This is a genomic window from Paenibacillus lactis, from assembly GCF_017873605.1.
GTDB lineage: Bacteria > Bacillota > Bacilli > Paenibacillales > Paenibacillaceae > Paenibacillus_AQ > Paenibacillus_AQ lactis.
Map to the genome: position 1 here is coordinate 162177 of NZ_JAGGKI010000014.1, position 22720 is coordinate 184896.

At 53.7% G+C, this 22720-nt stretch carries 17 protein-coding genes; 13 read left to right on the plus strand and 4 right to left on the minus strand.

The features are described from left to right. The first annotated feature begins 35 nt into the window (after positions 1–35). The 4 genes from J2Z18_RS30580 to J2Z18_RS22740 all read left to right on the plus strand — a co-directional run bounded on the left by J2Z18_RS30580 (position 36) and on the right by J2Z18_RS22740 (position 3231). A complete protein-coding gene (locus tag J2Z18_RS30580; RefSeq protein WP_245256139.1) occupies positions 36–776 on the plus strand; it encodes a MalY/PatB family protein in 741 nt (246 codons plus the stop codon). Positions 777–814: 38 nt separating this feature from the next. Then, positions 815–1207, plus strand: a complete 393-nt coding sequence (locus tag J2Z18_RS30585) for a beta C-S lyase family protein (protein ID WP_245256140.1) — start codon at positions 815–817, stop codon at positions 1205–1207. Between the two features lie 36 nt (positions 1208–1243). Then, the gene (gene nhaC, locus J2Z18_RS22735; protein ID WP_210095392.1) at positions 1244–2761 is read left to right on the plus strand and encodes a Na+/H+ antiporter NhaC; all 1518 of its coding nucleotides are present in this window, start codon (positions 1244–1246) and stop codon (positions 2759–2761) included. Between the two features lie 83 nt (positions 2762–2844). Continuing rightward, positions 2845–3231, plus strand: a complete 387-nt coding sequence (locus tag J2Z18_RS22740) for a RidA family protein (protein WP_210095393.1) — start codon at positions 2845–2847, stop codon at positions 3229–3231. Positions 3232–3330: 99 nt separating this feature from the next. On the opposite strand, the gene J2Z18_RS22745 is transcribed toward J2Z18_RS22740, so the two are convergent. Beyond that, positions 3331–4086 carry a YheC/YheD family protein gene (locus J2Z18_RS22745; protein WP_210095394.1) on the minus strand — a complete coding sequence of 252 codons (756 nt, stop codon included), beginning with the start codon at positions 4084–4086 and terminating at the stop codon, positions 3331–3333. Between the two features lie 327 nt (positions 4087–4413). On the opposite strand from J2Z18_RS22745, the gene J2Z18_RS22750 reads away from it, so the two are divergent. Continuing rightward, positions 4414–4797, plus strand: a complete 384-nt coding sequence (locus tag J2Z18_RS22750; protein ID WP_007131260.1) for an MmcQ/YjbR family DNA-binding protein — start codon at positions 4414–4416, stop codon at positions 4795–4797. Positions 4798–5021: 224 nt separating this feature from the next. Here J2Z18_RS22750 and J2Z18_RS22755 read toward each other — a convergent pair whose 3' ends face one another. Further along, positions 5022–6293, minus strand: coding sequence for a chitinase (locus J2Z18_RS22755; RefSeq protein ID WP_210095395.1), 1272 nt, complete (start codon positions 6291–6293; stop codon positions 5022–5024). 416 nt (positions 6294–6709) lie between these two features. Here J2Z18_RS22755 and J2Z18_RS22760 point away from each other — a divergent pair, with 416 nt between their 5' ends. Beyond that, complete coding sequence (locus J2Z18_RS22760; RefSeq protein WP_210095396.1) at positions 6710–8062, plus strand: MATE family efflux transporter; 1353 nt, start codon at positions 6710–6712, stop codon at positions 8060–8062. Between the two features lie 91 nt (positions 8063–8153). Here J2Z18_RS22760 and J2Z18_RS22765 read toward each other — a convergent pair whose 3' ends face one another. Beyond that, on the minus strand, positions 8154–10766 hold the full coding sequence (locus J2Z18_RS22765) for a winged helix-turn-helix domain-containing protein (RefSeq protein ID WP_210095397.1): 2613 nt from the start codon (positions 10764–10766) through the stop codon (positions 8154–8156). A gap of 190 nt (positions 10767–10956) precedes the next feature. On the opposite strand from J2Z18_RS22765, the gene J2Z18_RS22770 reads away from it, so the two are divergent. After that, positions 10957–14817 (plus strand): RCC1 domain-containing protein, encoded by a 3861-nt coding sequence (locus J2Z18_RS22770; RefSeq protein ID WP_210095398.1) that lies wholly within the window; start codon positions 10957–10959, stop codon positions 14815–14817. Between the two features lie 112 nt (positions 14818–14929). On the opposite strand, the gene J2Z18_RS22775 is transcribed toward J2Z18_RS22770, so the two are convergent. Beyond that, positions 14930–15604: a hypothetical protein gene (locus tag J2Z18_RS22775; protein ID WP_007131265.1), complete on the minus strand. Its 675-nt coding sequence runs from the start codon at positions 15602–15604 to the stop codon at positions 14930–14932. Positions 15605–16221: 617 nt separating this feature from the next. Here J2Z18_RS22775 and J2Z18_RS22780 point away from each other — a divergent pair. The 6 genes from J2Z18_RS22780 to J2Z18_RS22805 all read left to right on the plus strand — a co-directional run bounded on the left by J2Z18_RS22780 (position 16222) and on the right by J2Z18_RS22805 (position 22277). Next, positions 16222–17265, plus strand: a complete 1044-nt coding sequence (locus J2Z18_RS22780) for a BMP family protein (RefSeq protein WP_210095399.1) — start codon at positions 16222–16224, stop codon at positions 17263–17265. Between the two features lie 71 nt (positions 17266–17336). Further along, positions 17337–18833, plus strand: a complete 1497-nt coding sequence (locus tag J2Z18_RS22785) for an ABC transporter ATP-binding protein (protein WP_210095400.1) — start codon at positions 17337–17339, stop codon at positions 18831–18833. Continuing rightward, positions 18830–19897 carry an ABC transporter permease gene (locus tag J2Z18_RS22790; protein WP_077569504.1) on the plus strand — a complete coding sequence of 356 codons (1068 nt, stop codon included), beginning with the start codon at positions 18830–18832 and terminating at the stop codon, positions 19895–19897. Before J2Z18_RS22785 ends, J2Z18_RS22790 begins: the two co-directional genes overlap by 4 nt. Beyond that, the gene (locus tag J2Z18_RS22795) at positions 19881–20804 is read left to right on the plus strand and encodes an ABC transporter permease (protein WP_007131269.1); all 924 of its coding nucleotides are present in this window, start codon (positions 19881–19883) and stop codon (positions 20802–20804) included. The genes J2Z18_RS22790 and J2Z18_RS22795 overlap by 17 nt, the downstream gene beginning before the upstream one ends. A gap of 65 nt (positions 20805–20869) precedes the next feature. Further along, a complete protein-coding gene (locus J2Z18_RS22800) occupies positions 20870–21544 on the plus strand; it encodes a sulfite oxidase-like oxidoreductase (protein ID WP_007131270.1) in 675 nt (224 codons plus the stop codon). Between the two features lies 1 nt (position 21545). Next, on the plus strand, positions 21546–22277 hold the full coding sequence (locus J2Z18_RS22805; protein WP_007131271.1) for a nucleoside phosphorylase: 732 nt from the start codon (positions 21546–21548) through the stop codon (positions 22275–22277). Positions 22278–22720 lie beyond the last annotated feature (443 nt).

A 22720-nucleotide genomic window follows, 5' to 3' on the forward strand; every position in this document is an offset into this window, starting at 1 on the left:
TGAATGAAAGAATAACAACCAAGGAAGGTGACATCATGACATTCAACTTCGACCATATTGTCAGCAGGTTTGGTACGAACAGTGCGAAGTGGGACGGAATGGCGCAAAGCTTGGGCAGCGACATGATCGCCCTCTCCGTAGCCGACATGGATGTGCCGGCGCCGCCAGCCGTTGTGGACAAGGTATGCGAGATGGCCCGCCACGGTATTTACGGATACACAGATCCGTTCCCGACTTATTATGAGGCTGTCCGTCAATGGATGGATCAAGCTTATCAATGGAAAGTAGAGAGGGATTGGATCGTCTATTGCCCGAGAATTATTCAAGCAGTTTCGGTATTGATCCAGAAATGTACGGAAGTCGGTGACAGGGTGCTGATCCACTCGCCGGTTTATCAGCCTGTTGCGAAAGCGGTTACGCTTAATGACCGTGTCCTGACCGAGAGTCCGCTGCATCTGGTGAACGGCCGGTATGAGATCGATTTTGCGGACATGGAGCAGCGCATGCGGGAAGGCGTCAAAATGGTTCTGCTCATTTCCCCGCATAATCCGGTAGGACGGGTATGGACAAGGGAGGAGCTGGAGCGCATCGGCAGGCTCTGTATCGAGTATGATGCATTGATAGTCTCCGATGATATCCATGCGGATTTCATTCATCAGGGACATGAGCACACGGTCATCGCCAAGCTGTCGGAAGAGATCGCGGAGCGGTCCGTCATCTGTACGTCGCCCGGCAAAACCTTTAATTTGGCCAGTCTCGAAATCGCAACATTATAATTCCGAATCGCGATCTGAGGGAGCGGTTTAAGCAGGGATTGCTGCAGGCGGGCATCCACAATCCGACCTTTTTTTCCGTACCTGCGCTCGAAGCAGCCTATACCTCGTGTGAGGAGTGGTTAACGGCACTTCAAGGATACATTAAGGACAATATTGCTTTTACGAAACAATATATCGCCGAGCATATGCCCGAACTAAAGATTATTGAGCCGGAAGGAACTTATTTGCTGTGGATCGACTGTTGGGCCGTCAGCCGACGGGAGAGCGATCTGGTGGATTGGATCCAGGAGAAGGCCCGAGTAAGCGTCAGTTATGGCACATCCTTCGGCTCAGGCGGTGAAGGCTTCATCAGGGTCAATATCGCCGCTCCGCGAGGGATTATTCAAGAAGGCTTAGCGCGGATGGCTTCGGCATATCCGTTAAACCGTTAAAAAACAAACGTTTATTTACATCCAGGGGGAATTGATATGGCTAAGCCGAAAAAGGAACGAGTAATTAAGCAGCCTACCATGTTTCTTGCGCTGCTTCCGATATTTACGATGGTGATTCTGCTGTGTCTTGGTTACGTTTTATTTGAGCTGCCTCCGGAGCCGTTGATTATCACATCGGCCATTGTCGCAGGCATCATCGCGATCAGGCTGGGTTACAGCTATAACGACATATTGGAGTCCATCTCGCAAAAAATAGCGAAGACGATGCCGGCCATTCTTATTCTGATCGTCGTTGGATTCATGATCGGCGCATGGATGGTCGGCGGTACCATTCCGATGATGATATTCTACGGGCTCAAAATCATTGATCCGCAGTTCTTGTTAATTACCGCCTTTCTGGTCACATCCGTCGTATCGGTGTGTACCGGTACATCCTGGGGATCGGCCGGTACGATCGGAGTTGCCTTCATGGGCGTTGGCGCCGGTATGGACGCCAATCTTGCTGCCGTGGCAGGTGCGGTAGTGGCAGGCGCTTATTTCGGGGACAAGCTGTCGCCGCTCTCGGATACGACCAATATCGCGGCACTGTCCACCGGCGTTAACCTGTATGAGCACATCGGCCACTTGCTGTACACGACGCTGCCGTCCTTTTTCGTGGCGGGGATTGTATATGTTGTGACAGGATTGAACACGCATACATCGAGCAGCGGAGTTCCGGAGAAGGTCACTGAGATCATGAATACGCTCACCACGATCTACGACTGGAACTTGCTGCTGATTCTGCCTGTTCTGATCGTGCTATACGGCTCCATTACCAAAAAACCGACAATTCCGGTTATGCTGATATCCTCTTTTGTCGCGATGGCGAACGGCATGATCTTCCACGGATTCACACTGCATGACGTTGTAACCTCTGTGGTAAGCGGATTCGATATCGCGATGGTACACGTGAGCGGCTTTGATCCTCAGGCGGTCATTGCGGACATTCCGCGTCTCATTAACCGGGGAGGCATGAGCTCCATGATGGGAACGCTGCTTATCTGCTTCAGTGCCATTACATTTGCCGGCACGATCTCGCTAACCAAGTCGCTGGAGCTGATTGTCGATAAGCTTCTGAAACTCGTCCATTCCACAGGATCGCTGATTCTGGCTACCATTGCAACGGGTCTGACGATGATCGGGGTAACCAGCAACGGCCAGGTATCGATCCTAATGCCGGGCGAGATGCTGCGCGAGGCGTATATTCGGCGTGGGCTGCATCCGAAAAATCTGGGGCGGACGGTTGAAGATTCTGCCGCCATTACCGAGCCGATCCTGCCATGGACGGCGGCCGGTGCCTATATGGCAGGAACGCTGGGCGTGGCGACGCTGTCCTATCTGCCTTGGGCCGTGCTGTGCTGGACCGGCATCATTTTTGCAACGATTTGGGGCTTTACCGGGTTCGGGATCGCGAAGCTTACGCCTGAGCAGCAGGAGGAAATGCTAAAGGAGTATGGGGGCGATCAAGAGCGAAGCCTCAGCAAGCCTAACGCAAACACCGCATCTGCCAATTAAGAATTTACCCTGAAGGAAATGCACCAAGTACCATCAAAAAATATAAATGCGTGCTTAGACACGCTAATGAGGAGAGAGACAACATGACAGAACAACAGAGAACAACCATTTCCACAAATCAAGCTCCAGGTGCCATCGGCCCTTATTCGCAAGCCGTCCAATACGGAAATATGCTGTTTACCTCCGGTCAGCTGGGAATGGATGCAGACGGACAATTTGCACAGACGGCCTCAGAACAGGCAAAACGTTCTTTGCTGAACGTGAAGGCGATTCTGGAAGCTGCCGGCTTCGGGATGGAGCATATCGTCAAGACCACCGTATTTTTAAAGGATATGAACGATTTCCAAGCAGTCAATGAAGTCTATGCTTCGTTCTTCGCGGAGCCTTATCCGGCACGCAGCGCTGTGCAGGTAGCGCGTTTACCTAAGGATGGATTGGTCGAGATTGAAGTGGTGGCGATCAAGTCATAATCGGATTTCTCTTTATATTGACCTCTATATAAGCGGACAAACGGCCGGGCATAATGCCCGGCCGTTGTTCGTATGATCCACCATGATAAGGGGACCCGGCTATTTATATCTGCCGTACTGCTTGCCATAAGAAATAACGCGGTTATACAGGCTCTTGTCCTTCAGCGTCAGGAGCGGGTAGACCTGCGGTCTCGTGTTCACCTCGAGAATCCATGGCCGCCCGCTGAAATCCAGCGCAACGTCGAGTCCAAGCTCCTTAAAGCCTTTGTAGTGACGGTCAAAATTATGGCCAGTCGCTACGCCGACCCGTTTCAGCTCGGTCTCCATCTGGGAGATGAAGGCGGGGTTGAAGCCGGCGCCCTCCATCGTATGCCGGAACGTGCCGATCTTGCCTCCCTGATTGTAGTTGGTGGCGACTTTGCCGGGACTGCCGACCTTTGTAAACAAGGCAGTGCCGACCCAGCTTCCCTTCTTGGTCTTCTGGACCATCACCCGGATATCGAACGGCTTGCCGTTGCTCTTCGCGAGGCGGATGCCTTTCTGAAGCAAGTAGGAACGGTTGCCGGCAAAACGCTTCAGCTCCTGATACAGCTGATCGATGCCGGAATAATACGTTTTTTTCGTTTTGAACTGCTTCTGATAGCCCCCATCGGTTTTGCGGATCCGAATAATGTTCTTGCCGCCGGACCCGTCGGTCGGCTTAAAGAAGACGGTGTTATAGTCGTTCAGCATGGAGGTCAGGTTTTTTTTGCTAAAGAGCAGGGTTTGCGGGACATAACGCCGAAAATAGGCGTCCTCTAACAGCCACTTCGTTTTCTTCCATTTGCTTTTGATGGTGCTGCTTTTATAGGGCATATTCTTAGAGGCTCACCTCTCTTTTTTGATCAGCATATGCCGGGAAAGATGAGCAAGCCTCCACGTTGGCCTTGAGCCAAGCTGTGAGATTGAAAATAATTTTTTATCGAATAAGCGCAAGGTGATAACTAATGTCATGGCAATGAGCAGGAATCCTGCGGAAATGAGGAACTAACCGTGCGGGAGTGACCGAACATGATCGAACACGAAAGCAGGAACAAATCATGGACAAGGATGGTAAGGAAAATTATGATGTAAGGTAGTCCCGAATCTATCGGTTCGAATGATTCTATGATGAGTCTATTTTTAGAAGAGGAGAGTGGTCGCTTGCGAGACCCGATTATGGCGTACTGCCTTTCAAAAAAGGGAGCCCTGGAGGATTATCCGTTCGGTCCGCTCCCGGTCGTCATGAAGGTCGGCGGCAAAATGTTCGCTCTGTTAACGATAGCGGACCAGAAGGTCAGTCATATTTCCTTGAAATGCGATCCGGTGATTGCAGCGAACTTACGGGAACAGCATGAAGCCGTCCAGCCTGGATACCATCTGAACAAGAAGCATTGGAATACGGTCACGATCGACGGTTCCTTGAGCGAAGCCGATCTGCAAGACATGATTGATCATTCTTACGACCTGGTGCTGAATACGCTGCCGAAGGCAAAGCGTCTGGCGATTACGCAGCGACTGGTGTCATTGGATGGAGAGGCTACGTAAGCGGTAATCTGCATAGGCGTCGCGCCTGTCGATCGCGCAGCGATTGGATTATCGGACAGCAAGGCAGTTTACGACGGTAGGCTGCATCAGGAGCCCTGCCCGTCGATCGCAAGGGTTGGCATTATGGGATTCAAGCCTGCGCACGATGGTAAGCTGCAAGGAGCACCACCAATCTTCCGACCGGCGGTGCTTGTGTCGGGTTATCCCGCCAATGGAGGCGACGGTTAGAAAGGTCTCATGCCGAGCGTATCTACCTTTTCTCCCGTAATATCGACGCCTATCCGGGCGGTAATATCGCGGTAGTGCCCTGCCCGCCGCTGGACCGGACTTCCTTCGGTTTCACCTAAGTTTGCTTCCAGGCCGTTCAAGACGATAATCGTTGTGCCGAAGCCCGGGTCGCCGAGGCCTCTAAATTTATCGAGTGCGGAAGGCTTCCATTTGCCGACCATGACGTCATGGTCCGAAGGCTTCGGATTCTGCGGCGTCATCCAGAATAGAATCGCGGTCATATAACCGATCTTGCCGTCGGCTGCGACAATCTCCGGCTGGTCAAGGAGCACGCTTTTGTCCCCGTAAATGATGGAGCTGAACAAACCGTAGTTGAAATTCCAGCTGAGCATGATCGGTCCGCGGCCGTAATAACGCTTGCCGGGCGTTCCCGGGTATAGCTCGGCTGACTCAGGATCGACGAAGGCGTCCGGATTGGCTCCCGTCCGGCCCGCGATGTTCTCATTCCAGAACAGTCCCCAGCGCAGCGGGCCTCCAGGCGCCGTCGCCCATCCGCCGCCCGTCTCATGAGACAGGTTGGCGAGGAAGGCGGCCAGCTCGCGTTTGCGGTCCTTCTTGAAGCCTTCTTTCAGAAACGTACCGCCATCAATGATAACGGTTTCAATCGGCTTGCTGCGATTTTCCGGAGCGTTAAAGTCTGGCGACCGCAGCACAAGCGTCTCGATCCGGGCCTCCTTGTCCAGCCGTTGGATCTCTTGAGCTGAAGGGGATCCTTGTCTCGTGCTGATTTTAATCTTCAGATTCGATACGTCCGCTACCGCGGAAATGAGATTGTCATATGAGAAATAATCCGTCTGGTCGGCTTTATAATATTCTTTCCCCTTGGCGACCTCGAACCATGCTTCCGAGCCGAGCCGATAAGGGAACAGCTGCTCAAAGTCTTCCTCCGAGAGCAATGATTGAACAGCGGCGACGGCCTTCTCCGGTGCATAATCCGGATCCAGACCATCCCATTCCTGCATCAGCTCCTTACGGTTTAGAAAACGGTGTTCGCCAAGATTCAGCAGGCTGCCCTCTATCACCGGTTCGTGTCCGGAAGGAGCAACCGGCTCGGCTTTCGCGGATTGGTTGGACGGGGAAGCTTCGGGACTTGGCGCGGAATTGGCAGCAAAAGCTTCAAGCGGAGAGATGAGAAGCGCCGTTCCCAGCACGGCGATTATACTGCGTTGAATCATCTTGGTGGATAACGGATATTTCCACACGGTCATACACATTCTCCTTCGTTCCATAATTTGGATTGGGAATCCATTGCCATCATATCTACGGTATGTTGGTTTGTACATAGTCTGTTGCGACTACGAAAGCCAGCCGGAGCGCCGCCTCATCCATAGGTAGATTCATATCCTTGGCGATTGCTATGACGTATGGCAGGGAACATGCTGCGGAATCGGGAGGGATGCCGTCGAAGACGGGCAGCTGCCATTCGCAGTCCCCTCAGTCTTCACGACTAGTTTTTGCCCCAAAAACATTATAATGTTATTATGTCCGCTCCAAATCTATGAATCTATCGCATCGTTTGCGTCATGAGTGTGTTTCGATTCCGATTGTTCTTTTCATTTTCTGCAATTCATATATATTTAAATAAAATAAATAGACATCTTATAGACGAAGAAGGGTAGACGACATGAGTTTATTTGTGCGCGAGAGCGGGTTTTACCGGCGATTTTTCTGGCTGACGCTTGTGATCGGGATGCAGAACCTGATATCGGTTGGAGTGAATTTATCGGATAATATGATGCTTGGCGGTTACAGCGAGACGGCTTTGTCCGGCGTCGCGCTTGCGAACCAGATTCAATTCCTGCTGCATATGCTCGTGATGGGAGCCTGCGAGGGGCTAGTCATCATGTCCTCCAGGTTCTGGGGGGCAAAGCGGATCGATTCAATAAAACAAGCGGCAAGCATCGGCATGCGGATGTCGATAGCGCTCGGCGTCATGATGTGGCTGGTGGTATTCTTCTTCCCGCAAGAGGTGCTGTCCCTGTTCACGAAGGACGCGAACGTGATTGCCGCCGGTGTCGAGTATTTGAGAATCATGTGCTTCTCCTACATCTTCTTTGCCGTGACCAGCTCGCTGCTTGCCACGCTGCGGAGCGTGGAGACGGTGAAAATCGGATTTATCGTGTCGTTATCTACGCTGGTGATTAATATTGTGCTGAATTATATTTTGATTTACGGTCACCTGGGGTTTCCCGAATTGGGCGTTCAAGGGTCGGCGATCGCCACGCTAACGGCGCGCATCCTGGAATGCATCATCGTCTGCTTCTATATCAAACGATTCGACCGCAAGATCGGGCTTGCGCTTCGGGATTTCCTGCATATCGACCGGGAGCTGTTCAAGCAATATATCAGGGTCGGCTCCCCGATTCTGATGTCCAATGCGATCTGGGGGCTGGCCATGGCCGTACAAACCGCTATTCTGGGGCATATGGGGGAATCCGCGATCGCGGCCAACTCCATTGCGAACACGATCTTCCAGATGGTTACGGTCATCATCTACGCTTCAGCCAGCGCGACCGCGGTGCTCATTGGGAAGACGATCGGCGAAGGCATGATGGATAAAATCATAGCTTACGCCAAAACGCTGCAGATTTTGTATGTATTCCTTGGCCTCGCGACCGGCGCGGTCCTGTTCCTGCTGAAAGGCCCCGTCCTCGGCTTCTACTCCATCTCCGAAGAGGCGAAGACGCTGGCCGGACACTTCATGACGGTGCTATCGATTACGGTCGTCGGCACCGCCTATCAGATGCCGGCCCTGACAGGGATCGTCCGCAGCGGCGGAGACACGCGCTTCGTGCTGTACAACGACTTCATCTTTATGTGGCTCATCGTGCTGCCGTCCTCGGCGCTCTGCGCTTTCGCGTTCGGCCTGTCGCCGCTGATTGTATTCATTTGCTTGAAATCGGATCAGATTTTGAAGTGTTTTGTGGCGATCGTGAAGGTCAACCGGTTTAAATGGATACGATCCTTCAGCTCATAAGCGATAGAAGGATGCCTAAAGGAAATCGAAAAGTAGAAGGAACCTCGGGTCCACAGACCGCGACAGGTTCCTTTTTTTATATATGTTACATTCACTCTTCCAGCAGATTTAACGACTGGGCTTTAACCAAAGCCTGCGTTCGGGTGGTCACCCCGAGCTTGCCGTACAGCCTGGATAAATACACCCGGATCGTTCCTTCGGACAGGCCCAGGGCAGCGGCCATTTGTTTATTGGCGGCACCCTGCCGGATCAAGCGCAGCAGATTCATTTCGTTCCGATTCAGCCCTTCCGGAAGAACCGGCATGGCTGGCTTGGCGGTAGAAGGATCCGTTAAGGAAAAATGCTCCATCAGCGTGCGCGCATAGTCAAGGTTCTGCAGGGCTTCCGAGTTCAAGCTATCTTCCTGCCCAGCCTGGTTGGAATACAGCTTCAGAAGCCGGTACATATCCGCACCTTCGTCCAGGAAGGTACGGACATAACCGTTTTGCGCTCCCACATGCAAAGCATGCCCAAGAAGCTGAAGCGACTTCCGTCGCTGACCACGCTGATGCTCCAGCAGCGCTTGAAGGCTCGTGATCTCGATGATGCTGGACCGCTGCTGCTCGCGCTCCGCCTGGGGCTTTAACAGGTCCAGCAGATGAAGCGCTTCGGCTTCCCTGCCCTGTTTGCCTAACAGGCGGATGAAAGCCAGGTATTCGGTTTCCCGGCTATAGGCAGGCCTGTCCTTGACCGAAACGTGAAGGGCGGAAATTTCCTTCCGGGCTTCGGATATCCGCCCTTCCCGGAGATAAAGCAAGCCCCGTACGGCCTTTAACGGAGGGAGCCATAGGTTTGATCTTCCGGAGAGGACAGCGGCCTGCGCTTCATCGAGCGCATAATGGGCAAGATGGAATTTGTCCTCCGCTGCGTACAGCTTGGCTTCGGTAATATGCAGCGGCACAAGCAAACCCATTGTGTCTTCGGCTGGCGGGGCGTTTCGAATGTGAACCAGCAGCTCACGGCATTCGGTAAGGCGATTCCATTCATAATACCCCTCGCACAAAGATTGCTTCACGTATAAATTCATAAGCGAATGATCCCAGCCATGGGATTCGAGCACGCCGGTAAACAGATGGGCAATTTTCTCCGTATCGGCCGATAGTGCACCCTTCATGCCTAGCGGAGTTCGTCTTACGTATGGCTCCCGCCGATTGTAATCGAACTGATAGTATATGGGATTGTCGGGCATCAGGTTATTGAGGAAGCCTTCGCTGAAGGCGAGCCATTTGGCGAAATCCCCGTTCAAAAACACGAGATTGGAGCGCACGAACAATATGCTGCTCTGGAGCTTCTCTCGTCGATCCGAAGGCGCGAGTGCAGCGCACGCTTCTTCAATCCGCGACAGCATGCGCTCGGAGCGAATCAGATCCCCTGTAAGAACCACGATAAAGGCATGCGCCAATGATAATTCGGGTGTCATCGGGTATTGAGGGGGGATTCGGTCAAACCATTTTAGGAGCGTGGCGATCTCGCCCCGTTCAAGCACGCTTTGCATATGCGGCTCCAGCAAATTCACGGCAGCCTCGAAGTCCTGCGCTGCTAACAGATGGTCGATGGCTTCATCCATGGAGCCGATGGCGGCGTAATATTGCCCGGCAAGCCGGTGACGCTTCGCATGCTCACCGTCATACTCACGCTGCAGGAGGTCCAGCAGAAATTGCGAAAACAGATGATGGTAGCGGAACCAGGCATGCTGTTCATCCAGCGGTACCAGGAACAGGTTCAGCTTCTGCAGCTCCTCCAGCATCGGGCGGCTGTCCCTGAAATCCGTTACGGCATTGCAAATCTGCGGATGGAGCTCTGAAAGGACGGCCGTCTGGAGCAGAAAGGAAAACACCTTGGAGGATTGCTTACTCACGGCCTCCTGAAACAAGTATTTTGATAGCAGAGACGGATTCCCCGTCATATCATCCATAAAGGGTTCCGGTCCCATGCCGTTCTGCAGGGAAATGGCAGCCAGCTGGAGACCGGCAATCCAGCCTTCCGATTGGCTCCAGACGGTATCCAGCTGCATTGGAGTCAGAAGAGGCTGCCCAGTGTCATCTGCGTGATGAAAAAAACGCTCCGTCTCATCCAATGTAAACTCCAGCTGCTTTATTCCGATATGACGGATCTCATGGTTAATCACGCCCTTGATCGTAGGGAACGGAAGCTCGGTTCGGGAGGAGATGAGGAGATGGAGATGCTCTGGAAGGTAGTCGATCAAGTAGGAAATCCCCTCATGGATGGCCGCATTGTGAATGCTGTGCAGGTCCTCGAGAATGAGATGGAGCGGTTCATGATGCTCGTATAATTCACTGATCAGCGTATCCAGAAAGCTTTCGACCGAGGAGCCCGGCAGCAGATGCGTATGGTCCAGAAGGCGATCTCCCAGCTGCTTGGGAAGCGCCGAGCCGAGAGCAGCGGTGACGTATCGCCAAAAGCGGACGGGGTCGTTATCCCGTTCATCCAGGGACACCCAGGCGCATCGTTTGCCGGCTTCATAAGCCCACTGGGCAAGCAGCGTCGATTTGCCGTATCCGGCAGGGGCGATAATGGTGGTCAGCTGTCCTCCTTGCCCTGCCGTCAACATTCGCAGCAGCCGATCCCGATGGATCAGATGCTTTTTCAGCCCGGGAGGGCTTATTTTCATTTTCAGAATAGGTGGGTCGGTCAGTAGTTTCATAGGATACCCTCACAATATACGAACGTTATTTTTACGGGAATTGAGTCGAGGTAACTAGATTATATGAAAAAAAAGATGAAAAGTTAACGTTTGTCAATCGTTTTCCTGCGATAAGTTTGATACCATCCTTGGTGCCGCGGTCCCAATCGGGCTGTGGCTATAAACGCTTAATGAAACGAAGGAGGAGAATATGCTAAGGCGTTCAGTGAAAATCCTGCTGTGCATGGCGATGCTTCTGCTGCAGCTGGATTGGGTCGCGGGATATCGTCATGCGTTTGCGGCACCGGCCGCTGCACCGAAGCTTGTGGCCGGGTACTATCATACCGCTTCGCTCGTAAGCAGCGGTGAAGTTTATTCGTGGGGGTATGGAGACAGGGGACAGCTGGGTAACGGCACCTGGAGTGCCCGCACGACGCCGGTGATGGCGAAGGGGTTGAACCATGTCATCGACGTTCACACCGGCGTTCGCAGCACTATGGCGCTTCGGAGCGACGGTACCGTATGGACCTGGGGATCCAATGAGAATGGGCAATTAGGAATCGGGACGGTAACGGATATGAACGTGCCTGGCCAGGTGAGCGGGCTGAGCGGAATAAAGGCCGTTTCCGGAGGGCTTGGCTATCACAGCATGGCGCTTTCCGAGGACGGGAGCGTATGGACTTGGGGGAAGAATGACAACGGCGAGTTGGGCAATGGAACGACGTTACAACAAAATACTCCGGTTCAGGTCGCCGGTCTGAACGATGTGACGGCGATTGCGGCAGGCGGTTACTTCAGCCTTGCCTTGAAATCCGACGGCACCGTATGGGCTTGGGGAGTAAACGGGGACGGGGAGCTTGGCGATGGGACGACGACGGATCGGTACGTTCCGGTGCAGGTTGCCGGGCTGACTGACGTCATGGCGATCGCCGCCGGAGGCTCCCATAGTTTGGCCGTTACGCAAGACGGCACCGTATGGGCATGGGGAAAAAACACATACGGCACGCTTGGGGATGGCACACGAACCAACCGAACAAGACCCGTGCAAATTAAAAACTTGCAGCATATCGTTGCCGTTGCGGGCGGAGGCTACCACAGCCTTGCCCTGGACCGGACGGGAAACGTATGGAGCTGGGGGGATAACAGTCAGAGGCAGCTTGGCGTGGGCTCGAATGCATCCAGCCTCATTCCGGTCCCGGTGTCAGGCATCGAGCATGTTCGGGAAATTGCGGCAGGCGGTTTTCACAGCGTGGCAATGAAGAAGGATGGAACCGTCTGGGGATGGGGCTTTAACGGCGGAGGACAACTCGGGGACGGGACATCCAGCACCAGGGATACGCCGACGCTGACGAAGGCCGTACTGGATACAACGCCGCCGGATCCAGGCAGCGGGACTCTGAATCCGGACAGTATCACGACGGACTCGGTTGCTTTGCAATGGCCCAAGGCTGTGGACAATATGACGGAGCAGCACGAGCTGCAGTATCTTTTATATTCATCAGGCAGCTCGAATATCGGGGACGTCAGTCAGATGGAGAAGAACGGTAAGCCGGTCGGAAGCTATGCGACGGATCAAACCGCCCTTGTGGTGAACGGTCTTTCTGAAGGCACGGACTATTATTTTAATGTCATTGCCAAAGATGCTGCCGGCAGAAAAAGCAGCTACCGTATGGTAAAGGTGACAACGAAATGGCCGAACCTTTACTCGTTAACCTATGACGGCAACGGACACACCGCAGGGAATGTTCCGGTAAGCAGCGGTTTGTTTGCCAGAGGAGACGAGACGTTGGTGGCGGATAATACGGGACAGCTGCGCAAGGATGAATTTGTCTTCGAAGGCTGGAACACGGAGCCGGACGGCAGCGGGAGCGATTATCCGGCCGGCAGCAAGCTGACATTCGGTACACAGGATGTCACGCTGTACGCCAAATGGAAGCCGCTCCCGTCCCCGACCGAGCTTAGGGCATTGTCGTATACGCCGTCTCATCATTCTGTCGGAGTGGAAAAAGACGTGCCCCTGCGAGTGGTATTTCAAGAAGAAGTGACAGCTGTCTCGGGCCGATTGATTACGATCAGGCAGAGCCCGGATTCGCATGTTGTGGAGACCATCGACGCGGCCGATGCAGGGAGAGTAACGATTCTCGGCAACACGGCGATTATTGATCCGCTGAACGATTTCGATGAGGGGATGGCTTATTATGTCGAGATCGATCCGGGGGCTTTTACCGGTAATCTTTCAGGTGCCTCCTTTGCCGGGATTCAAGGGGCCGATACATGGAGCTTTACGGTGAAGGAAGCTGCGGTTCCGGCGTACGACGCAAGCCTGCAAGGTTTGCGCTTTGAGTCATCCGAAGGCGAAGTCGGTCTTAGCCCTGCATTCGATCGATATCACTATGATTACAAGGCAGCTGTTCCAAAGGAAACGAATCGGATCACAGTGACGGCGCAGGTGTATGATGCGAGGGCGACGGTTGCGGCCAGCGTGTACGGCGTAGCCGGAGATTTGGTGTTCGGACCGATCGATCTCGTCTCCGGGCAAAAAAGCCCGGACCTTCCCATTGCTGCTGGGAACCATGTCATCGAGGTGGTTGTTACGGCGCCCGATGGTCAGCAGCAGAAATATAGAGCGGCGGTGACGGAAGCAGCGTCAACCGGGGGCGGCGGAACTCCTGAAGCTCCTGGAGGCTCGGCGCCAGATTCGGGCCAAGGGCCGGCTTTGCCGAGCCAATCGAACCATGCCGCACCTTCGGAGAATCGCGTGAAGATCAGAGTTACCCTAAACGATGAGTCACAGGAAGGGATGGTTGCTGGTTTGTCCCATGAGATAAATGGACATACCGTCGTATCGATGAAATTGGATACGGCTAAGCTGGAAGCCCGTTTAAAGACAGTGGACTACAAGCCGGTAATCATTATCGCGCTGGATCAGCCTGCGGATCAGGTCTCCCTGGAGGCAAGCGGAGAAGCGATAGATCTGCTTAGCGCCAAGCAGGGAGCCGTTGAAATCCGATCAACGCTGGGCCATTTCCATGTTCCTGCAGCCGTGATGGCATCGTCTCGCTGGCACGAGCCGGACAATCCGAAGCTGCCGTTAGCGGCAGATCAAATGTCGGTGACCTTGAAGATGGCTGCTACCGATGCAGCTAAGGCAGAAGCCGTTAAGAAGGCTCTATCGGAATCAGGGGCTGCTCTGGTCGGTTCCCCAGTCGATTTCGATATAACAGCGAAAGCGAAGGCCCATGATAAGCCGCTTGAGCTGAAGCGATTCCCGCAATATATGGAGCACCGAATCACTTGGCCGCAGGGAATGCCGGGCCGCATCACGACAGCTGTCGGAGTGGATGACAACGGGGAATTATACCACATCCCGACACGCGTTGAACCGAGGAAGGATGGCAGCGTTGAGGCCATCATGCACCGTTTGGATGCAGGAACCGTTGCTTTCGTTGCTCATCAAGCGAATCTTGCCGATGTTACGTTTCATTGGTCCAACGATGCGGTGAATGATCTTGCCTCACGCATGATCCTAAGCGGAAAGGGGAGCAGCGAGGATGGAGCTGGAGCGGGCTCAGGTGCAGATCATGCGACGCTCCATTTTGCGCCGAACGCTCAAGTGAACCGTGCCGAATTTGCCGCCATGATCGTGAGGGCTCTCGGCTTGCCTGAGGTGAAGGGTGAAGGCTCCGCGTTCCAGGATGTCCATGCAGGCGACTGGTACAGCGGCGTCATTGCACAAGCTGTGCAGTATGAGCTGATCCAAGGGGATGCGGTCGGCCGTTTCCGGCCAGATCAAGGCATTACGCGTCAAGAGGCTATGGCCGTTATGGCCAGAGCGATGAAGCTGGCAGGATTAACGACTGTAATGAATAAGAAGGAAGCAGATATTGTTCTTGACGGTTACAGAGACCTTCAAGACCTGTCCGATTGGGCCAAACCGGCAGCGGCCGTCCTTGTGAACGAAGGGATCGTCTACGGAGCCGACGATGCGCTTAAGCCGCTTTCGAAGCTGACCCGCGGCGAAGCGGCGGCGATGCTGCAGCGGTTATTGAGGGCGGCGCAGCTCATCGATTGAGATGCCTTTGAAGTAAGCTTGGATTCGGGATCAGTTGTTGTTTCATAGGCTGCTTCATTTTAATGGAAAGGGGATGCCGTGTCAGGCATCCCCTTTAGCATGAGACCAATATCTAATTCTTCACGAAAGACTTTATCTTTTTGCTCAGTTCAGCTTCATCAAGAATTTGGGTAGGTTTTCCGGAGGATTGTTTAGCAACGAAGCTTTTATCTTGAATATCTAGAAGCTCATTTTTAATGAATGCCTGTCTTTCAACTAGTTGATCCCCGATTACTTTATACATGTTTGATTCTTCTCCAGTGATCCAATATAAGTCAGGATACTCTTGTGTTATTGGTCCCACGGCTTTTTTCAGGAATAAAATGTATTCCTCATTCTCATTAAATATAGGGTTATCATTAAACAATATTTCATCGGTACCCTGCTGCATAATCTGGATAGATTCCAGCTCAACCTTCACATCGGATTTCTGAGTTTCTAATATCTGAGCATTAAATACCGTTTTTGGTACAGGCTCATTCAATTCTCCTGACTTTTTTCCTATTCTAACTTTGGCAATTAAATCAGATCGGTTAACTGCCTCTTCAAAAGGAAAAATCTGAATTTGACCATGCACAGATTTCGGTTTTGATGTTGATTTATCGATCCTCTTGTCTGCAGATGTATGGTCCGTCTGTGTAGCGATATTTGTTGAACCTTGTTTACTATTAACTGTACCCGTTGAATAGATCACCCCGCCAATCAATACGAAAAATGCCAAAATTATAGCCAACCATTTATTTTTCATTGAAATTCTTCCTCCTAAATGATGGGGGAGTTGGAGAGTTTTCTCCCTCTTTTCATGAATTATAAAAATCACTACTAAATAATGATCGTTCATATTCTTAATGCATAACAACTCATAAATGTTGCAAATAAAAACCATTTTTTAACTTGTATTTAATTCTCGTATTTAATTAAGAAAGGTTTTAGCTGGGACTAGATGCAATAATTGTGGTGGTCCTCTAAACAAAATCCATGGTCCTATGGTAAAGGAAGAAGTCCAAGTCGTGGTCTATTCTCCAATAAATTGCCTTCCTCTAGTACGGCCGAAGGTCTGGATGTATCTCTGCTTTGTACGATATAGAAATAATAAGGAGCGGTTGAATGCCGGCTGTTTTGAAAAATAATGCGCTTTCACCCTGGTTCTATGGTAAAAACGACTGATCAAATGTTGGCATTTTCCGAACATTAATGACATTTTTATTAAGGAATGTTCTGTGATATATGCAGTTTTCGACCAAATTTTTGCTAAAAAACACATTAAACTACATAAAACGCTAAAATTTTTGTTTTGACATCTGCTTGTCTATACCCTAGGATAATAGTATAAAACGTGCTCACTTAGGAGGATAAGCTCAGGACATGAAGAAGACATGGTCAATTCTATTAACACTCGTACTCTCCGTCGGACTGCTGGCAGGCTGCGGCAGCAATGATAAGTCGACCGACAAAGGTGCCGAAGCTGGCGGTGCTGAAGGGTCTAAAGATAAGAAACGCATTGCGCTCGTTCTTCCTGAGAAGATCGGCGTGAATCCATTCTTTGCCTTGATGGACGAAGGCTTGCAGAAAGCGGCTGCCGATTTCGACGTGGAAGTGAAGACGATCGAATCGACGGATCCGGCCTCGATCGAGCAAAATCTGCGCACAGCCGTGGCAGAGAAATATGACTTGATCATCACAACCACATTCCAGATGGAAGATGCGCTTAAGAAGGTTGCGCCGGAGAATCCGGACGTACCGTTCGCGATCATTGATACCGTTGTCGACTTGCCGAACGTTCGCAGCGTCGGATTCCGCGAGCATGAGGCGGCTTACCTCCTTGGAGCGGCTGCCGGATTGGCAACGAAAACGAACAAGGTCGGCAATGTCGTGGCAGACGATATTCCGATTATGCACAAGTATATCAAGGGCTTTGAGGAAGGCGCGAAATCCGTCAACCCGAATGTCGAAATCTTCGTTAACTTCGTCGGCGGATTTGACGATCCGGCGAAAGCGAAAGAGCTTGCGCTCCTGCAAAATTCCAAAGGCGCGGATTTCGTAGCAGGCATGTCCGCCGTAGGCGACCTAGGCGTATTCGAAGCTGCGAAGGAGAAGGGCTTCTACACGTCCGGCCAAGATACGGACAACACCGGCACCGATCCCGAGCATGTTGTCTTGGCTCAGCTGAAGGGAACGGACGCCGTTGCGTACGAGACGGTCAAAGACTTTGTGGAAGGCAAATTTTCCTTTGATGTTCGCGAGTATGGCTTGAAGGAAGGCGGCGTAGGCCTCACTTATGTCACGCATGAGAGCAAAACTCCGCTGAACCCGTTCATTGGACAAGACATTGTAGACCAGCTCAAGGTGATTTCTGACGATATAATCGCTGGAAAAATTAAAGTAACGAACGCATTGGAACAAAACTAGTTCTCACCTGGACCGGCTGCGCATAGGGCAGTCGGTCTTTTATTCAGAAGCGAAAGGAAGGCATAACCGACATGCTACTCCAGATGGACAGTATTACGAAAAAGTATGGCGAGTTTAGCGCAAACCGCGGCATTGATTTTTCGCTGCGCGCAGGTGAAGTTCATGCGATTGTCGGAGAGAATGGTGCAGGTAAAACGACGCTGATGCGGATTTTGTACGGGATGGAGCAGCCGACCTCGGGTACGATTCGTCTGAACGGCAAGGAAGTGTCCTTTGCCAGTCCCTTGGATGCCATACAGAGCGGAATCGGCATGGTGCATCAGCATTTCATGCTGTTTCCTTCCTTTACGATCGCGGAGAACATTGTTATCGGCAACGAACCGGGCGCAGGGGCCGTCTTTGACCGGAAGCAGGCCGTGAAGACGGTGGAAGAGCTATGCGAAAAATTCGGGATGAAGGTGGATCCGCAGGCGATCGTAAGCAGCACCGCTCCCGGCGTGCAGCAGCGGGTCGAAATATTAAAGGTGCTTTATCAAGGGGCGGACATCATTATCCTGGACGAGCCGACGGGGGTTCTCACACCGCTGGAGGTCCAGGAGCTTTTGGAGGCTATAAAACAGCTGTCGAAGCAGGGCAAAAGCTTTATTCTGATCAGTCACAAGCTGAATGAAGTGCTTGATGTGGCCGACCGCATTACCGTCCTTCGGGACGGAGCGGTGACGGGCGTGGTGGATAAGCATGCTACCGATGCGCATGAAATCTCCCGGCTGATGGTCGGACGTGAGCTGCTGGAGCTGGATCGCAAGCCGATTACGCCTGGAGATAAGGTGCTGGAGGTAACGGACCTTTCGCTGCGCGGCACAAAGGGCAAGCCGGTGCTGGATGCGGTTAGCCTGAGCGTCCGCGCAGGCGAGATCGTAGGAGTAGCGGGCATATCCGGCAACGGACAATCCGAGCTGCTTCAGCTCATCTCGGGTCTGGCCCAGCCGGACGGCGGCCGGATCGCCGTCGCTGGCAAGGACGTTACGGGCAAGGCACCAAGAGATATTCGGGAGAGCGGTCTTGCGCACATCCCGGAGGACCGTTACGTGTGGGGGGCCAACCGGACGGCCACGGTGATGGATACCGGACTGATGGGTCACCATCGTCGGCTGCAGAAGAGCGGCCTCCTCAAGCTGAAGGACATCCGTGCCCTCGTTTCGGGATGGGTGCAGAAATTCTCGATTAAGACGGGCTCGCTGGAGACGAGCACGCAGTATTTGTCCGGGGGCAATCTGCAGAAGCTGATTGTCGCCCGCGAGCTGGAGCAGGGCACGCCGTTCCTGATCGCGGCGGAGCCTACGCGCGGCGTCGACATTGGCGCCATGGAGACGATTCACGGCGAGCTGTTGAAACGGCGCGAAGAAGGAACGGGAATTTTGCTCGTGTCCTCTGAGCTGACCGAGATTTTGAAGCTCTCTGACCGGGTTTTGGTTATGTATGAAGGCCGGATCGCAGGCGAGCTGTCCGCGAAGGAAGCGACGGAGGAAAAACTGGGACTGCTGATGGCGGGAGGAACATTGCAATGAACAAATGGACAAAATTAACGCTTCCGCTGCTTCAGCCGGTCGCAGCCATCATCGTGGGTCTATTGGCTGGAGCGATTGCAATTATTATTGCCGGAGGCGACATTTTAGAGACGTATGCGGAAATGTGGAAAGGCGCGTTCGGAGGAATGTATTTCTTCACGAACACCCTCTCGCGGGCGACGCCGATCATTCTGATCGGATTAGGCGCGGCGCTTGCCTTCCGTGCGGGCTTCTTTAACCTTGGAGCGGAAGGCCAGATGGTGTTCGGGGCGCTCTGCGCCGCATTGGTCGGATTGTATATGCCTGGACCGGGCTGGCTCGTGTGCATTGCCGCTCTGCTCGCCGGCGTTATCGCAGGCGGATTATGGTCGGTCATGGCCGGATACTTCGATTCGAGATTCGGCGTGAACCTGCTGATCTCGACGCTGCTGCTCAACTATGTGGCAGTACTGTTTGCCGGCTATTTGGTTGCCTACCCGCTGAAGGACCGCTCAGGCTCAGCGGCGATGGCCCAGTCGGAGATGCTTGACAACAGCGTTTGGCTGCCGAAGCTGATCTCGGGCATGCCCCTCCACGTCGGGTTTGTGCTGGCCGTTCTCGCCGCTTTGATCATTTTTGTGGTGCTGAAGCGTACGGTGGTCGGTTATGAAATCCGGATGCTCGGCGGGAACCCGCTGTTCGCCTTGTTCGGCGGGGTGAAGCGGGGGCCGATGATGATCGGCGCTATGTTCGCAAGCGGCGGTCTTGCGGGTCTCGGCGGTGCTGTCGAGATCTTGGGCTCCCAGTATCGTTATATCGACGGCGCATTATCCACGGCGGATTATGCCTGGACAGGCATTATGGCAGCCCTGCTGGCCGGATCGAATCCGATCGGCACGCTGATTGCGGCGATTTTTCTGGCGGCGCTGCAGACCGGCGGCATGGGCGTCGAGCGGAATACGGAAGTGCCGCTTGAGGTGGGAGATATCATCCAAGCCGTTCTGATCCTGTTTATTTCCGCCCGATTCACATATAGCTTCCTGAAGCGCAGAAAGGAGAACAAATCCGATGGAACAGCTGTTTGACCTTGCCCTGATTAACTCGGCGCTCCGGGTGCTGACGCCGATTCTGCTCGCAGCCCTCGGCGGAGCCCTCTGCTCGCGCGTCGGATTGTTCAATGTCGGCCTGGAAGGCTTTATGCTGCTGGGTGCGTTCTCCGCAGTGGTTGGGAATTACTACTTCGGCAACGTGTTTTATGCGATATTGTTTGCGATTGCGATTGTATCGATCTTTTCGTTGATATTTGCCTATTTGAGCATAAACCTGCGGGCGAACGTCATCGTCGTCGGGATCGCCATGAATGCGCTGGCGGCCGGGCTTACCACGTTCAGCCTGCGGGCGATCTTCGATGTAAAGGGCGCCTTTTACGACAACACGATGGTGGGGCTGCCGAAATGGAATATCCCCGTCATTGAGGATATTCCCGTGATCGGGCCGATTTTGGCGGGATTGACGCCGCTTGTGTACTTGTCATTTTTGATTGCGGGTTTGATGTGGTACTATTTTTATCGCACGAAGAGCGGATTCCGCTTCCTGGCTGCGGGTGAAAATCCGCTGGCGGCCAAGAGCGTCGGGATTCGGGTAGCCCGTTATCAATACGGCGCCGTACTGGCTAGCGGCGTGCTGTGCGCGCTTGCGGGTGCGCAGCTGTCGCTTGGACAAGTGACGATGTTTACGGAGGGCATGACCGCCGGTCGCGGCTTCATCGCGCTGGTTGCCACAATGCTGGGCCAATCCGGCCCGCTTGGCGTAACGGCGGCAAGTCTGCTGTTCGGGTTCATGGATGCGCTGAGCATCCGGTTCCAGGGACTGGCGCTGCCGACACATTTCACCCAAATGCTGCCGTATGTCGTTACAATCCTGGCGATGTTCTTCTTCAAGGATAAGAGCTTCCAGAAGGATGCGCTGAAGCAGGGCTCAAGCTCGCGATAAAGCTTGATGCCCCGGTGATCTTTCGGAAATGGACCCGAGACTTTGCATAAGGAGATGAGCGGAAGGTGCATAAGAAAGCGGAACGTTTGAAAAAAATGAAGCCGGTCGCGGCCGGCAACCTGACCGAGGAGCAGCGCGTCAAGCTGCCTCCCGGACAGACGCTGACCGAGAAGTTCCCCATTTTGCATGAAGGGGAGGTACCGGTTTATGACATGTCTGAGTGGACGCTGCGGGTATTCGGCGAAGTTGAGGAGGAGCGGATATTTTCGTATGAGGATATTTTGTCGATGAAGTCGGTAACGCTCCAAACCGATATTCACTGCGTCACACGCTGGTCCAAATTCGATACGGTGTGGGAAGGGGTTCTGTTTCGGGATTTCCTGAAGGAGCTGAAGGTCAAGCCGGAAGCCAAGTACGTCATGTTCCATGCGGATCCGGACTATGACACGAACGTGCCGATCGAGGACCTGCTGCGGGACGATGTGCTGCTTGCTTACCGCTTCAACGGAGAGCCGCTGACGGACAAGCATGGCTGGCCGCTGCGCACGGTTGTGCCGCATCGGTATTTCTGGAAAAGCGCGAAGTGGCTGCGCGGCATTGAGTTTATGGCGGAGGACCGGCCGGGCTTCTGGGAACGCAACGGCTTCCATAATGAAGCCGATCCGTTCAAGGAGCAGCGGTTTAGCGGCGAAGCGCTGGATATACCGGAAGACGAATGGACACGTAAGGAGTTTGATTGATATGTTGATGCCGATATTGCAAGTGAACTCTGAGGATATTCCCGAATTCGTCGTGGTCTGCGGCGATCCGAAGCGCGCGGAAGTCATCTCCCGCAAGCTGGAAGGCGCGCGCGAGCTGGCGTTCAGCCGCGAATACCGGACCTTCGTGGGGACGTACGAAGGCGTGGAGCTGGCCGTGACGAGCCACGGCGTCGGGTGCCCGGGGGCGGCCGTCTGCTTCGAGGAGCTGATTCGCGCCGGTGCGAAGACGCTGATCCGCGTTGGCACCGCCGGCTCCTACCGGGCGGATACGCCGGCGGGAAGCCTGGTCGTCAGCACCGCGGCCATCCGTACGGACGGGCTGACGAAGCAGCTTGTGCCGGAAGGCTTCCCGGCTGTGGCGGACAGCGCGGTCGCTGAGGCGCTGTACGAATCCGCGCTCTCGTTAGGCGAGGGCGTCGTCCGCAAAGGGATGACGGTGACGCTGGATGTATTCTTTAACGGGGTGGAGGAATTCCCCCATCCGAAATATAAGGCGGCCGGCGCGCTCGGCGTGGAGATGGAAATCTCGGCGCTTTATGTAGTGGCCGCCCTCCGCGGCGTCCGCGCTGGTGCGATCGTGGCGATCGACGGCTTCGCGGACGCGGATCTCGCGGCGGAGTATGATCCGAACACGAATGTCGTGTCGGATGCCGTGGAGCGCGAGATTCATGCGGCCTTGATGGCCGTTGCGAAGCTGGCGAAGCAAGGGTGATGGATAAAAGCCGGTTATTCCCGAGGCGTGGGAATAACCGGCTTTTTTGGTGGGGCGCGGGCGGCGTTGCGTCGGCGCGGACGCGAGGCTAACAAGTCCCGAAAAGGGACTTGCAGCGATGGAAAGCGCGCCCGCGAGGCTAACAAGTCCCGAAAAGGGACTTGTAGCGATGGAAAGCGCGCGTGCGAGGCTAACAAGTCCCGAAAAGGGACTTGCAGCGATGGAAAGCGCGCCCGCGAGGCTAACAAGTCCCGAAAAGGGACTTGCAGCGATGGAAAGCGCCACCGCGAGCCTAACAAGTCCCGAAAAGGGACTTGCAGCGATGGAAAGCGCGCATGCGAGGCCAACAAGTCCCGAAAAGGGACATGTAGCCAGGGAAAGCGCGCATGCGAGGCCAACAAGTCCCGAAAAGGGACCTGTAGCCAGGAAAAGCGCGCCCGCGA

What these genes read in the sequence shown, in the direction of transcription:
- J2Z18_RS22775 (WP_007131265.1), bottom strand. Translation starts at nt 15,604, where the DNA reads ATGAAAAATAAATGGTTGGCTATAATTTTGGCATTTTTCGTATTGATT.
- J2Z18_RS22745 (WP_210095394.1), bottom strand. Translation starts at nt 4,086, where the DNA reads ATGCCCTATAAAAGCAGCACCATCAAAAGCAAATGGAAGAAAACGAAG.
- J2Z18_RS22785 (WP_210095400.1), top strand. Translation starts at nt 17,337, where the DNA reads ATGCTACTCCAGATGGACAGTATTACGAAAAAGTATGGCGAGTTTAGC.
- J2Z18_RS22755 (WP_210095395.1), bottom strand. Translation starts at nt 6,293, where the DNA reads ATGACCGTGTGGAAATATCCGTTATCCACCAAGATGATTCAACGCAGT.
- J2Z18_RS22765 (WP_210095397.1), bottom strand. Translation starts at nt 10,766, where the DNA reads ATGAAACTACTGACCGACCCACCTATTCTGAAAATGAAAATAAGCCCT.
- J2Z18_RS22770 (WP_210095398.1), top strand. Translation starts at nt 10,957, where the DNA reads ATGCTAAGGCGTTCAGTGAAAATCCTGCTGTGCATGGCGATGCTTCTG.
- J2Z18_RS22760 (WP_210095396.1), top strand. Translation starts at nt 6,710, where the DNA reads ATGAGTTTATTTGTGCGCGAGAGCGGGTTTTACCGGCGATTTTTCTGG.
- J2Z18_RS22790 (WP_077569504.1), top strand. Translation starts at nt 18,830, where the DNA reads ATGAACAAATGGACAAAATTAACGCTTCCGCTGCTTCAGCCGGTCGCA.
- J2Z18_RS22795 (WP_007131269.1), top strand. Translation starts at nt 19,881, where the DNA reads ATGGAACAGCTGTTTGACCTTGCCCTGATTAACTCGGCGCTCCGGGTG.
- J2Z18_RS30580 (WP_245256139.1), top strand. Translation starts at nt 36, where the DNA reads ATGACATTCAACTTCGACCATATTGTCAGCAGGTTTGGTACGAACAGT.
- J2Z18_RS22805 (WP_007131271.1), top strand. Translation starts at nt 21,546, where the DNA reads ATGTTGATGCCGATATTGCAAGTGAACTCTGAGGATATTCCCGAATTC.
- J2Z18_RS22740 (WP_210095393.1), top strand. Translation starts at nt 2,845, where the DNA reads ATGACAGAACAACAGAGAACAACCATTTCCACAAATCAAGCTCCAGGT.
- nhaC (WP_210095392.1), top strand. Translation starts at nt 1,244, where the DNA reads ATGGCTAAGCCGAAAAAGGAACGAGTAATTAAGCAGCCTACCATGTTT.
- J2Z18_RS22780 (WP_210095399.1), top strand. Translation starts at nt 16,222, where the DNA reads ATGAAGAAGACATGGTCAATTCTATTAACACTCGTACTCTCCGTCGGA.